Here is a 12,775-nt window from a genome sequence, read left to right as displayed (position 1 = left end):
GACCAAAATCCATGAGCCGGAAAAGACCGACCGTCGCAGACCTGCGTGCCCTGAAGGGCAAGCGGCAGCTGACGATGCTGCGCGTGCTGACGATGGACGAGGCCGAGGCCGCCGAACGCGCCGGCGTCGATATCGTCTCGGTGCCGCCGGAGCTCGTGCTCAATCCGCAATACCGCGATGCGGCACCCAGCCTGTTCACCATGCCGGGCGAGAATTTCTTCGAGATCGGCACAGCAGATGATTTCGTCCGCTGGGCGTTCCGGCTCTACAAGGCCAGCGCCGATGCGGTCTATTGCAGCGCCGGCTACGCCACCATCAAGCGGATGGCCGACGATGCCATTCCGGTAATCGGCCATGTCGGTCTCATCCCGTCACGCGCCACCTGGACCGGCGGCTTCAAGGCCGTCGGCAAGACCGCCGATACCGCCATGCAGGTGTTCGAGGCGGTGAAGCAACTGGAGGCCGCCGGCGCGATCGGCGCCGAGATCGAGGTGGTGCCGGTCGAGGTGGCCAAGGCGATTTCGGAACGCACGTCGCTGATCATGTTGTCGATGGGGGCGGGCACCGGCTGCGATGCGCAATACCTGTTCGCAGACGACATCCTCGGCCAGAACCGTGGCCACATGCCGCGCCATTCCAAGGTCTATCGCAATTTCGCCGCCGAATACGATCGCCTGCAGGCCGAACGCATCGCTGCCTTCTCCGAATATGTCGCCGATGTGAACAGCCTGGCGTATCCCGAAGACAGGCACGTCGTGCACATGGACCCGGACCAGCTCAGCTTGTTCCTGGAGAAGATCGAAGCCGCATGAGACACGCCGCCTGCGGCGCGAAGCGCCATCGCGGATCGTGAAAGGCCGGTTCGGCGGCAGGGCCAGGTCATCGCATGGCCGGCTGCGATGCCACACGAAGGTTTGTTGGACCAGGTCTGGACGGCACCGGCCAGATGCTGTTGAAACCGGTGCGTCATCGGTTTGCCGGACAATTGTGCGGTTGCCGATGGAGCGGGTGAAAATCCCCTTCGGACAGTCTGTGCATGACCGCCATTCCCGAAAACAAAGCCTTGCCCGAAACCGCGCCGGCGGCGCGGCAAGCCCAGCGGGTGGCGCTGATCGTCGCCGTCGCCTTCTTCATGCAGCTTCTGAATTCGACCATCATCTCGACCTCGCTGCCGCAGATGGGAAAATCCTTCGGCGTGCCGGCGGTGGCGATAAGCATCGGCATCACCGTCTATATGCTGACCATGGCGGTATTCGTGCCATTGTCCGGCTGGCTCGCCGACCGCTTTGGCGCGCGCAACGTCTTCCTCGTGGCGATCGCCCTGTTCACGCTGGCCTCACTCGCCTGCGGCATCTCGCAGAACCTGGCCGAGTTCGTTGCCGCCCGCGCGGTGCAGGGCCTGGGCAGCGCGCTGATGACGCCGGTCGGCCGCATCCTGGTGCTGCGCAATGCACCGAAATCCGAGCTTCTCAACGCCACGGCGCTGATCACCTGGCCGGCGCTGTTTGCGCCGGTGGTCGGGCCGGTGCTTGGCGGCTTCATCACCACTTATCTCTCCTGGCACTGGAATTTCTTCATCAACATCCCGCTTGGGGTTGCAGGTTTGGCGCTGGTCGCCCGCTTTATTCCCGGCGACCGCGAAGCCGGAGCCAAGCCGCTCGACTGGCCGGGCTTCCTGCTGACCTCGGTGGGGCTCGCCTCGATGCTCTACGGCCTCGAGCGCATCGCGCATCCGCAAAAGGGTGTGTTGCCGACCGTGGCACTGCTCGGCACGGGCATTTTGGTCGGCTGGCTGGCGGTGCGGCATCTGCGACGCGCCAACCATCCGCTGCTCGATCTCACAGCTTTCAAGGTGCAGACCTTCGCCATCTCGACGCTGTCGGCCGGCACGATTTTCCGGATCGCCATCAACGCCACGCCGTTCCTGCTGCCGCTTTTGTTCCAGGTCGGCTTCGGACTGAGCCCAATCGATGCGGGCATGATGATCCTGGCCTATTTCTTCGGCAATCTCGGCATGAAGGCGGTGACGTCGCCGACGCTGAGGCGCTTCGGCTTCCGTTCGGTGCTGATCGTCAACGGGGTGATCGCCTCCTTGTCGATCATGGCCTGCGCGGCGCTTTCGCCGCAGACGCCGCAAGCGTTGGTGGTGGTGCTGATGCTGATCGCCGGACTGTCGCGTTCGATGCAGTTCACCGCGCTCAACACACTGGCCTTCGCCGATGTGGCCCCACTGCAGCGCAGCTCGGCGGCGACGTTATCCAGCATGCTGCAACAGGTGGCGATGCTGTTCGGCGTAGCGGTCGCCGCGGCACTGCTCAACCTGTCGCAGATCGCCAGGGGCGCTGCGGCGCTCGATCTCGTCGACTTCCGACTTGCCTTCCTGGCGATCGGCGCAATCGGGCTCGCCGCCTCGTGTCGCTTCCTGGCGTTGCCGAACGCTGCCGGCGCCGAGGTCTCGGGTCATGTTTTGCGGAGCTGAAATCGGCCGCAGTTGTCCGACCTGTGTCGGCGGAGGCGGGGAGCTTTTCCTTCTCTCCTTGGGGAGAAGGAAAGGGCGGCGCTACACCGGCCGATATATCTTCTCCGCCGTGTTCCAAAAGACATCCGCCTCGGCGGTCGCGCCGTGTTTTGCCACGGCCTGCCGGTGCGCCCTGATCAGCTCGGCATGGCTGGTCCACAGTTTCTCGATCGGGAAGTTCGAGCCGAACATCAGATGATCGCTGCCGAGGATGTCGATGGCATTGTCGACGACATAGCTGATCAGCGCCGGATCGTTACGATGGACGAAGGTGCCGAGGCCGGACAGCTTTGCATAGAGGTTGGGCGCCGCTGACAGCGTGCGCAGCCCTGCCTTCCAGGCCTCGGTGGTTTCGGGCTCCATGCCGGTCAGCATGCCGGCGTGGGTGAGAATGAAATTGGTCTCGGGGTTCTCGCCGACGAGCGTCAGCCCATCCTTCATCTGGGCGGGGAAAAGCTGCAGGTCGAAGGACAGGCCGTAATCCTTGAGGCGCGCGACATTGGCCCGCACCTTCGGGTCGATGACCTGATCGGCCGAGGCGGCGAAGCGGAAGGCCGGCGTTTCGTGCCAGTGCAGCTGCATGCGCACGCCGCGCAGCAGAGGGTATTTGATCAGCCGGTCGATCTGGGAACGCACGTCGTTCACGGTCATGTCGGCATAGCCGACAATGGCGTGCGGCCAGCCGGTTTCTTCCGCGGTCTTCTGCAGGAAGGCGACCTCGTTCTCGAAATCCTCCTTGGCCCAGTTGGTCTGGACATAGACCGCCTTCTCGACGCCCGAGCCTTGCTGGTCGGCAAGGAATTCCTCGATCGGATAGTCGCGGCGGATTGGCTCGTAGGGGCCAAAGATGCGCGGCACCATCGGCCCGACCAGCCACGGCTGGTCCTTTTGGCGCCAGACGTGGAAATGCGCGTCGATCGCCTTCTGCATCACGAAACCCTCTTCCAGATTGCCGCGGCCACGGGGACGGGGCGGGCGAGCGACAGGATGAAATCGGTGAGGCCCGCGATGGACGAGCCGTCGACCAGGTCGTCGAGCATCGGCAGGATGGCGCGAAGTGCTGCCGTTGCCGGCTGGAAACGCGGATCGCCGGCCAACGGCGTAGCCAGGGAGAGTCGGAAGGCGCGGGCACTCAGCCGGCGCATCGCCATTTCCAGCTCGGCATGATCGCCGCGCTCGAGCGCATCCGACAGGATGACGATTGCCGCCCCGCGTGCAAAGGCGGAGAAGCGCGGCACCGAGAGGAAGGCTAGCAGCGTTGGACCCATGCGGGTGCCGCCGTCCCAGTCGTCGACCTGGGCAGCGGCGCGGTCCAGCGCCTGGTCGCGGTCGCGAATACGCAGCGCCGAGGTGATGCGGGTCAGCCGTGTGCCGAAAGTGAATACCTCCGCCCGGTCGGCGCCTTGCACCGCCGCGTGTGCCAGCTTGAGATAGTCCGATGTGTAGTGCTTCATCGAGCCCGACACGTCGATCAGGATGAGAAGCTTGCGAGGCACTGTCTGCCGCCGGCGCAGCAGCGGCGAGGGGATATCGCCGTCGGCACTGACGATTTCGCGCAGCGAGCGGCGTAGGTCGAGCTTGCCGCGCGCATGCGTGCGCACGGTGCGGAAGGACCGGCGGGCGGGCAAAGCGGTGGCGAGCTTGCGGCGGAAGGCGGCAAGCCCGTCGCTATCGCGCTGGAACTCGCGGACGCTCAACTGTTCGCTGGCCGAAGACAGTTCGCCGCCTTCCTCCTGGCGGACCACTTCGATTTCTTGTTTGCTGGTTTTGCCGTCGTCCTTGATGCGAGCTTCCTCGTCGGCGTCGCCTTCTACCAGCGCCGCGGCATCCCCATAGAAATGGCTCCGGAAATGCGCCTCGAATTCGTCGCGGCGGTCGGGCGGCGGCGCCAGCGTGGCGAGGGCCGCTTCGCGGATGTCGGCCATCGAGCGTGGGCCCAGCAACGTAACCGCCTGCATGAAACCGGAGACCTGCTCGGGCGCCACCGGGAAGCCGTAGCGGCGCAGCAGCCGGCCGAAGCCGAGGAAGGGTGCTGCCCCTTGAGGCAGGCCCGCCGCGCTCACGCTAGCGCCTCCTCGACAATCTTGCCGAGCTCGGGCGCGATGCAGGAAAAGTCCTCCTCGTCTTTGATCAGCACGCCGATGGCGCGGCGGAAGGCTTCTGGCCAGGGGCTGCCGCCCTTTTCGAGGATGGTGGCGGCATTGGCCCATTCGACCGCCTCGGCGATGCCTGGCGGCTTGGCCAGCGGATGCGCCCGGATGTCGCGCACGGCGGAAGCCACGGCCCGCGCCGTGGCCTCGGCGACGTCGCCGGCGCGCAGCATGATGATCTCGGCCTCGCGAATGGCGTCGGGATAGGTGATCCAGTGATAGACGCAGCGCCGCCGCAGCGCTTCGGCCAGTTCACGGGTGCGGTTCGAAGTCAGGATGACGATCGGCTGCGCCGTCGTGCGAATAGTGCCGCGCTCGGGAATGCTGATCTGGAAATCGGACAGGAACTCCAGCAGCAGCGCTTCGAATTCATGGTCGGAACGGTCGATTTCGTCGACCAGCAGCACGCGCTTTTCCGGCGCCTTCAGCACCTGCAGCAGCGGCCGCGCGATCAGGAAACGGTCGTCGTAGATGTCGACCTCGTGCTCGCCGGCATGGCGGATGGCGAGCAGCTGGCGCTGGTAGTTCCACTCATATAGCGCATGTGCGGCGTCGATGCCTTCGTAGCATTGCAGCCGCACCAGATCGCGCCCGAGCAGTTCGGCTATCGCCTTCGCCGCTTCGGTCTTGCCGACGCCGGGCGCGCCTTCTAGCAGCAGCGGCTTACCCAGCCTGATCGCCAGGAAGATTGCGGTGGCCAGGCTTTCATCGGCGAGATAGCGCGAGGCGGCGAGGCGGGACGCCACCGCCTCCGGCGAGGTCGCGACTGTCTCTGCGCTTGAAGTCCGGGCGCTTCTCTTGGGCATTTCCAGCACTCAGTTCGATGCTTGCGCCTTCAGCGCCCGCAGGATGCGCTCCGGCGTGATCGGCAGCGTGTCGATGCGCACACCGACGGCGTCGAAGACGGCGTTGGCCACCGCCGGGATTTGCGGGTTGGCGCACATTTCGCCCGGCCCCTTGGCGCCGTACGGCCCGTCGGCCGAGGGCCTCTCCAGCACGATGATCTCGGTTTGCGCGAGATCGCCAGGACCCGGCATCAGATATTGGTTGAAGTCGGTGCCGCCATGGTCGCGGTTGGGATAATAGGGCTCGGTCGTTTCGTAGAGAGCATGGCTGATGCCCATCCACGAACCGCCGACGAGCTGCTGCTCGACCATTTTCGGGTTCAGCGCGCGGCCGATCTCAAAGACGTTCTTCACCGTCAGCACGGTGACTTCGCCGGTCTCGTCATCGACCTCGACCTCGGCAACCGTGCAGGCGTGGGCGTAGCAGGTCGACGGCTTCATCGCGCCGGTTTCCTTTTCGGGATAGGAGCGGGGGATCAAAAACATGCCGCGGCCGGAAATCGAGCGTCCGCGCTTGAAATGCGCCGACAGCGCGACATCGAAGATCGAGATCGATTTTTGTGGCGCGCCCTTGACCAGGATGTTGCCCTGGCCATCAGTCTCGAGGTCCGACGCATTCACCTCCAGCTCCTCGGCCGCTACTTCCAACATCACCTGGCGGGCTTCCCTGGCCGCCTGGATAACCGCATTGCCGGCGCGGTGCGTGCCACGCGAGGCGAAGGTGCCCATGCAGTGCGGACCAGTGTCGGTGTCGGCGGTGTCTACGACGACACGGTCGGTCGGCACGCCGATCGTCTCGGCGCAGATCTGCGCCATGATCTGCTTCATGCCTTGGCCAAGGTCGACACTCGACAGCGTCACCATGAAATTGCCGGTCGGCGTCGAATGCACCAGCGCCTGGGTCGGGTCGCCGCCGAGATTCATGCCGGTCGGATAGTTGATCGCGGCAACGCCGCGTCCGCGCCTGATCGCCATCTCAAGCTCCCTTCGCGTAAGACGACATCGCCATGAACTTCTCCGCCACCGGCCAGTTGGCGGCGCGTGAGGCTTCCTGCATGCACTCGATCAGCGCCGCTCCCTCGGTCGGCTGGCGATGCGCCTTCATGTCGCCGTCGCGGTAGGCGTTGATGAAGCGGAATTCGAGCGGGTCCATGCCGATCAGCCGTGCGAGCTTGTCCATCTGCACCTCCAGCGCGAAATCGCCGATGGTGACGCCGAAACCGCGCATCGCCGAGGACGGGGTGCGGTTGGTGTAGACGCAATAAGTGTCGATCCAGACGTTCGGGATCGTATACGGGCCGGGATAGTGGCCTGCGCCCTTCTGCGCGCCGTAGGGCGAATGGCGCGAATAGGCGCCGGCATCGGTGTAGCCGGTCACTTTGCGCGCGACGATGCGGCCGTCGTTCATGACGCCGTCCTTGATGACGACCTTCTCGGCGGCGCGCGGCGAGGAAATCTGCATCTCTTCCTCGCGGCTGTAGATAAAACAGACCGGTCGTCCTGTTATTTTGGCGCCAAGGATGGCGATCGGCTCGACGATGACGTCGACCTTGCCGCCGAAGCCGCCGCCGACGGTGCCGCCGACGAAATGCAGCTTGTTGCCGGGCATCTGCAGGATGATCGAGGTGTTGTCGAGGGTGAAGAACATCGCCTGCGTGTTGGTGTAGCAGGTGAAGCGGTCGTTACCCTCGGGTGCGACGATGCAGCCTGTCGTCTCGGTCGGCGCATGCTCGATCGGTGAAGACTGGTAGGTCTGTTCGAGCACGTGGTCGGCTCCGGCAAAGCCTGCCTCGACATCGCCGAAGCGCACCTTGCGGCATTCGCCGCTGTCGTAGAGGTAATAATTGCGGCCGTGATATTCGTTGACGATCGGCGCGCCGGGCTTCAGCGCTTCGTCCATGTCGAAGACGGCCGGCAGCACCTCGTAATCAACCTTGACCTTGGCGGCGGCTTCCTGGGCGGCACGCTCGGTCTCGGCCAGCACCGCCACCACCGCCTCGCCCTTCCAGCGCACCTTGCCGTCGGCCAGCACCGTCTCGTCCTCCGGCCCGATCTGGATCAGGATCAGGATGGTGTAGACATTGTGCGGCACATCCTTGGCGGTCAGCACCTTGACGACGCCCGGATGTTTTTCCGCTTCGGATGTATCGATGCTGCGGATGCGGGCGTGGTGGTGCGGGCTGCGCACCATCTTCAAATGCAGCATGCCGGGAAAATTGCGGTCGGCGAAATAGGTGGTCTTGCCGGTGACATGGCCGGGTGAATCCGAACGCGGCCGCGGCTGGCCGATCTCGTGCAGATCGTCCTTGCGCTGGTCGGCGAAATAGCTCTTGCGGAGTTCCATTTTCTTAACCCCCTCAAGCCGCGTTCTGCGAATTGGACTGCGCGGCGGTCAGCACCGCCTGGATGATCGGCTCGTAGCCGGTACAGCGGCAGATATTGCCCGACAGCGCCTCGACCACGTCCTCGCGGCTGGGGTTCGGCGTGTGATCGAGCAGCACCTTGGCGGCCATGATCATGCCCGGTGTGCAGAAACCGCATTGCGTGGCGAAAGCGTCGAGGAAAGCGCGTTGCAGCGGATGCAGCACGCCGCCTTCCGAAAGCCCTGACGTTGTGGTGATAGTCGCACCATTGCAGGCCTCGGCCAGCGTCAGGCAGGAGAGCCGGAGTTCGCCATCGATGATGACCGAGCACGCACCGCAGGTGCCCTGATGGCAGCCGCCCTTCGGCGAGGTGTCGCCGATCTTGTCGCGCAGCGCATGAAGCAGCGTCGTGCCGCTGTCGATGAATTCGGCCTTTTCGGCACCATTGAGCGTGAACTGAACCGGGACCTTTGCCATCTTTTTTACTCCTTGCGCCGCAGCCAGGCGGACATACGCGCCCCGATCTTTCAGGCGAGCAGCAGCCGGCCGAGATGGACCGGCAGGACTTCGTTGCGATACCAGGCACTGGCGATCGGATCGGTGGGCGGCGAGATGCCGTCGCGCGCGACAGCCAGTGCCGGCGCGATGCCTTCGGCGGTGAGATTCCGGCCAATCAGGGCTTTCTCCGCCGCCCTGGCACGGATCGGCCGATCGGCCATGCAGCCGAACGCGATCCGCGCTGACCACACGGTTCCGTCCGGCGCCTGTTCCAGCACGGTGGCGATGCTCAGCACCGAGACGCCCTTTGGCTTGACCCTCGACACTTTCAGGAAGCGAAAGCCGCCTTCCTTCGGAAGCGTGAAGCCGACCGCGGTGACGATGGCGTCATTGCTCTCGCGCCTTGCGAGGAATGTCTCAATCGGCAGCTCGCTGTCACCGGTGCTGACGGTTGCGTCCAGAGCCAGCAGCGCAACGGTGAAATCACCGTAAGGTGTCGGCGCGAAGAGATTGCCGCCGACGCTCGCCATGTTGCGGATCGCGGGTCCGCCGACGACGCGCGCGGCGTGGGCCAGGGGGGCGAGATCCGGATGGCGGGCGATCGCCGCCATGGTCACCGAAGCGCCAATGCGGACCTCGTTATCGGAAACGGCGACGGCCGACAGCGCCGGCTCGGTCGACCTGACGAAACCGGAGATCGACACATCGCCTTCATTGGCGGCGCGCACGACCAGCGTGCCGCCACCGAGATAGCGGACGCCAGCGGCTTTCAGCGCCGCGCCGGCGTCCTTCACCGTCGGGAAAGTCTGCAGTGCAAGCGTCATGGAACGCTCCTGTTTGTCAGCTCAGTCCAGTTCAACCTTGGTCGGCAAAATGGGCCTTCAGAGCGTTGAAGCCGCCCTGGAAGACGTTTGCGCCCATGCCTTCGGCCAGCTTGTCGGCCTCCTCTGGGGGCGCGTCGAAGCTGGCGGTCCATTCCGCATAGGTGCGGCCGCCGTCGGTCACCCGTCGCAGTTGCAGCGTCGCCTTGTGGTTGCTGAGCGGCTGCGGCGTCTCCAGGATGGAGTAGCTGACGAGGAAATTCTCGTCGGAGAAATCGAGCAGCTTTTCGCGGAGGCGGGCGCCGCTGGCGAGCTGGAAATTGCGCACGCAGCCGATCGTGCCGGCATCCTTGCCGTCCTCGATATGACTTTCGACCATGCGCGGGTGCCAGGTCGGCAGGCCGTTGAAGTCGCGTATGCGCGCCCAGACCTTTTCGACCGGCGCGTCGATGACGCTGGAGATAGTGACTTTCGCCATTTGATCGTTCCCTCGCAAATCAGCTGCCTGGGAGGGTAGGGCGGCGGACTTGGCGGCGCTTATCAATGCGTCTTGAACGCCTATCAAATAGTCTGAAAAACGGACGCTCAGCTGATCGCCCGTGCCGCCTCGCGGTAGAGCGTCGGCGGGACGCCGACATGGTCGCGGAAGAAGCGCGAGAAATTGCCCTGGGTAGTGAAGCCGAGATTGCAGGCGACCGAGATCAGCGGCTCCTGCGACCATTGCAACTGCCGCACCGCTTCCTCCATGCGCAGCGTGTTCCAATAGATGTTGGGCGTCAGATTGGTCTGTTCCTTGAACAGTGCGAAGAAATGCGGCCGCGACAGGCCGACGCTGCGCGCCACGTCGTCGAAGCAGATGCGCTCGCAGACATTGGCTTTCATCAGCTGGATCGCCTTGCGGACGCGGAAGTCCTGCATGGTGTTGACGCGGGCACGCACGGTCTGCGGTGCGGACGCGTCGGCGGCATCGAGCACGCTGTCGATGAAGCGTTCGATCTCGTAATTGGCGATGTCGTCGATGCTCTCATTGTCGCTGAGATGGTCGAGAAGGTTAGCCGCCGCCTTGTGCAGCCAAGGCTCGAGCGTGATTGCCGGGCTTGAGAACAGCGGCGCGGCGGAAGGCAGCTCGCGGCGTTTCCGTGCCCAGTCCGGATCGATGTAAAAGGCGAGGAACAGGCCGGGCGTGCCGTCGCGGGACAGAGCGTGGCTGTGCGGCTGGAAGGAATTGATCCCGGCGGCGGTGCCCGGTCCAAGCCGCACCGTCTCGCGACCGATGGTCATCTCGCCGGCGGTGCCTTCCAGCCAGATGATGATATGCGCCTCGACATGGGCATGGGTGACGAAGTCGCTGGCGACGTTCAGGACAGAAACATGTCCGAACCGGCCCCAGTAGAGCCTGATCGCTTCCGTCATGGGTATATCCTCCCGCAGGCGACTGGCCTCCCTTCGCCTGTTGCGGGCGATTGTGCGGCTCAGTTTGGGCTTGCGTCAAGACGGGATGTGCACGTCCGGGCGCCGGCCATGCGCCGCACCGGCGGATTTTCAGACTCGGCGATAGGAGCGCGTCCCCTTCTCCCCCTGCGGGAGAAGGTGGATCGGCGCGTAAGCGCCGAGACGGTTGAGGGGTGTTGGAAGAAATGAGGCGATGCCAAGCTGGCGCACCCCTCATCCGTCGCCTTCGGCGACACCTTCTCCCACAAGGGGAGAAGGGGACGTTGGGGCTTGAACGTCAGTCGTTGCGCCTGAAATTGCGGATGCGGTCGAACAGCACGGCGAGCAGGATGGCGCCGCCGATGAACACGCCTTGCCAGAAGGCATTGATGCCGAGCAGGCCGAGGCTGTTGCGGATGACCTCGATGAGCGCCGCGCCGACGACCGCGCCGAAAGCGGTGCCCATGCCGCCGGCCAGGTTGGCGCCGCCGATGACGGTGGCGGCGATCACCTGAAGCTCCATGCCGTTGCCGAGATTGGTGGTGACCGCGCCCAGCCAGCCGGTCTGGATGATGCCGGCAAGGCCAGCCGCCAATGCCGAGATCATGTAGACGACAACCTTGATCTGGCGCACCGGAACGCCAGTCAGCGTCGCCGCATGCTCGTTGCCGCCGATGGCGAAGATGTGCCGGCCGAATTTCGTCCAGCGCAGCACAAAGCCGGTGATCAACGCCAGCACGATCATGTAGAGCACCGGATTGGCGATGCCGAACACCCATGCGCCGCCGCCCAGCGCCAGCAGCTTGTCGTGGTCCGGCCCGAACTGGAAGACAACGGTGTTGTTGGAGGCGACCATGGCAAGGCTGCGTGCGATCGACAGCATGCCGAGCGTCACCACGAAGGGCGGGAAGCCGAGATAGGCGATCAGAACCCCGTTGAAGGCGCCGATGATCAGCGCTGTGGCGATCGCAGCGGCAATGCCGATCTCGATGCCGTAGCCGGCATGCATGGTGACGGCCAGCACCATCGAGCACAGGCAAAGCACGGAGCCGACCGACAGGTCGATACCGCCGGTGATGATGACGAACGTCATGCCGAGCGCGACGATGGCGACGAAGGTGACGTTGCGGGTGATGTTGTAGAGGTTCTTGGTGGTGGCGAAGGAATCCGTTGCCACCGACAGGAACAGGCAGGCGAGGATGACCGCGATCACCACCCAGAAGGTCTGGCTGGCAAACACCTTGCTCAGCAAGGTGTGCTGCTTGTGCGCGATCGTCTGATCAAGGGTGACTGCCATTATCGACCTTTTTTACTCATGGTTGAGGCGTCAATCATACCTGTTCGATGGCGCCGGTGATGAGCCCGGTGACTTCTTCCGGCGAACTCGATGCGATCGTCTTGTCGGCGACCTTGCGGCCGCGCCGCATGACGATGACGCGGTCGGCGACGTCAAAGACGTCGGGCATGCGGTGGCTGATCAGCACGACGGCGATGCCCTGGTCGCGCAAATGGCGGATCAGGTTCAATACCTCGGCGACCTGGCGCACCGAGATCGCCGCCGTCGGCTCGTCCATCAGCACGATCTTGGCCTGCGAAAGCATGGTGCGGGCGATCGCCACCGCCTGCCGCTGGCCGCCCGACATTTGCTTGACCAGGTCGCGCGGGCGGGTTTCGGATTTCAGTTCGGCGAAGATCTGGCCGGCACGCTTGTACATCGCGGCATAGTCGAGGATGCGAAGCGGCCCGAGGCCGCGGCGCAATTCACGGCCGAGATAGACGTTGGCGGCGGCCGTCAGATTGTTGCACAGTGCCAGGTCCTGATGGACGATTTCGATGCCGTGCTGGCGCGCCTCGACCGGCTTGTGCAGGATCAGCTCCTTGCCGTCCATCTGCATCGTGCCATGGCTCGGCGGGAAATTGCCGGCGATCATCTTGACCAGCGTCGACTTGCCGGCGCCGTTGTCGCCCATCAGGCCGACAACCTGTCCGGCCTCGATCGACAACGAAACGTCGTTGACCGCCTGGATGGCGCCAAAATGCTTCGAGATGTTGGTGAGTTCGAGAACCGCCACCAGCCTTCTTGCCTCCCCGTGCTTTGCGGCCTGCGGTTCTGCCGCGGCCATTCGCTCTCCCCAGTTCCTCCCGGAAG

13 protein-coding genes are annotated in these 12,775 nt (G+C 64.5%); 2 read left to right on the top strand and 11 right to left on the bottom strand.

Annotated elements, in window-relative coordinates:
* Nucleotides 1-11: 11 nt before the first annotated feature.
* Together NKJ35_RS03045 and NKJ35_RS03040 are read left to right on the top strand one after the other, a co-directional pair.
* Nucleotides 12-812, top strand: a complete 801-nt coding sequence (locus NKJ35_RS03045; protein ID WP_352644886.1) for a 3-methyl-2-oxobutanoate hydroxymethyltransferase — start codon at nucleotides 12-14, stop codon at nucleotides 810-812.
* Between the two features lie 224 nt (nucleotides 813-1,036).
* Nucleotides 1,037-2,479 (top strand): DHA2 family efflux MFS transporter permease subunit, encoded by a 1,443-nt coding sequence (locus tag NKJ35_RS03040; protein ID WP_352644884.1) that lies wholly within the window; start codon nucleotides 1,037-1,039, stop codon nucleotides 2,477-2,479.
* A gap of 81 nt (nucleotides 2,480-2,560) precedes the next feature.
* Here the strand turns inward: NKJ35_RS03040 and NKJ35_RS03035 are convergent, their stop codons facing one another.
* The 11 genes from NKJ35_RS03035 to NKJ35_RS02985 all read right to left on the bottom strand — a co-directional run bounded on the left by NKJ35_RS03035 (nucleotide 2,561) and on the right by NKJ35_RS02985 (nucleotide 12,698).
* Complete coding sequence (locus tag NKJ35_RS03035) at nucleotides 2,561-3,448, bottom strand: amidohydrolase family protein (RefSeq protein ID WP_352645044.1); 888 nt, start codon at nucleotides 3,446-3,448, stop codon at nucleotides 2,561-2,563.
* Nucleotides 3,448-4,581: a vWA domain-containing protein gene (locus tag NKJ35_RS03030; RefSeq protein ID WP_352644882.1), complete on the bottom strand. Its 1,134-nt coding sequence runs from the start codon at nucleotides 4,579-4,581 to the stop codon at nucleotides 3,448-3,450. Before NKJ35_RS03030 ends, NKJ35_RS03035 begins: the two co-directional genes overlap by 1 nt.
* Nucleotides 4,578-5,474, bottom strand: coding sequence for an AAA family ATPase (locus tag NKJ35_RS03025; RefSeq protein WP_352644881.1), 897 nt, complete (start codon nucleotides 5,472-5,474; stop codon nucleotides 4,578-4,580). Before NKJ35_RS03025 ends, NKJ35_RS03030 begins: the two co-directional genes overlap by 4 nt.
* Nucleotides 5,475-5,483: 9 nt before the next feature.
* Nucleotides 5,484-6,488 carry a xanthine dehydrogenase family protein molybdopterin-binding subunit gene (locus tag NKJ35_RS03020; protein ID WP_254820526.1) on the bottom strand — a complete coding sequence of 335 codons (1,005 nt, stop codon included), beginning with the start codon at nucleotides 6,486-6,488 and terminating at the stop codon, nucleotides 5,484-5,486.
* Nucleotide 6,489: 1 nt separating this feature from the next.
* A complete protein-coding gene (locus NKJ35_RS03015) occupies nucleotides 6,490-7,857 on the bottom strand; it encodes a xanthine dehydrogenase family protein molybdopterin-binding subunit (RefSeq protein WP_352644878.1) in 1,368 nt (455 codons plus the stop codon).
* A 13-nt stretch (nucleotides 7,858-7,870) separates the two neighbouring features.
* Nucleotides 7,871-8,353: a (2Fe-2S)-binding protein gene (locus NKJ35_RS03010; RefSeq protein WP_352644876.1), complete on the bottom strand. Its 483-nt coding sequence runs from the start codon at nucleotides 8,351-8,353 to the stop codon at nucleotides 7,871-7,873.
* Between the two features lie 50 nt (nucleotides 8,354-8,403).
* The gene (locus NKJ35_RS03005; protein WP_352644874.1) at nucleotides 8,404-9,198 is read right to left on the bottom strand and encodes an FAD binding domain-containing protein; all 795 of its coding nucleotides are present in this window, start codon (nucleotides 9,196-9,198) and stop codon (nucleotides 8,404-8,406) included.
* A gap of 31 nt (nucleotides 9,199-9,229) precedes the next feature.
* Nucleotides 9,230-9,673 (bottom strand): SRPBCC family protein, encoded by a 444-nt coding sequence (locus NKJ35_RS03000; RefSeq protein WP_352644872.1) that lies wholly within the window; start codon nucleotides 9,671-9,673, stop codon nucleotides 9,230-9,232.
* Nucleotides 9,674-9,780: 107 nt separating this feature from the next.
* Complete coding sequence (locus NKJ35_RS02995) at nucleotides 9,781-10,608, bottom strand: helix-turn-helix domain-containing protein (protein WP_352644870.1); 828 nt, start codon at nucleotides 10,606-10,608, stop codon at nucleotides 9,781-9,783.
* Between the two features lie 316 nt (nucleotides 10,609-10,924).
* Complete coding sequence (locus NKJ35_RS02990) at nucleotides 10,925-11,923, bottom strand: ABC transporter permease (protein WP_352644868.1); 999 nt, start codon at nucleotides 11,921-11,923, stop codon at nucleotides 10,925-10,927.
* Nucleotides 11,924-11,957: 34 nt separating this feature from the next.
* Nucleotides 11,958-12,698 carry an ATP-binding cassette domain-containing protein gene (locus NKJ35_RS02985; RefSeq protein WP_023675804.1) on the bottom strand — a complete coding sequence of 247 codons (741 nt, stop codon included), beginning with the start codon at nucleotides 12,696-12,698 and terminating at the stop codon, nucleotides 11,958-11,960.
* Nucleotides 12,699-12,775: the final 77 nt, after the last annotated feature.

This window comes from Mesorhizobium sp. M0136 (assembly GCF_040322515.1).
Lineage (GTDB): Bacteria > Pseudomonadota > Alphaproteobacteria > Rhizobiales > Rhizobiaceae > Mesorhizobium.
Note: the sequence above shows the minus strand (reverse complement) of the source record. Positions and strands in the feature narration are given on the sequence as shown.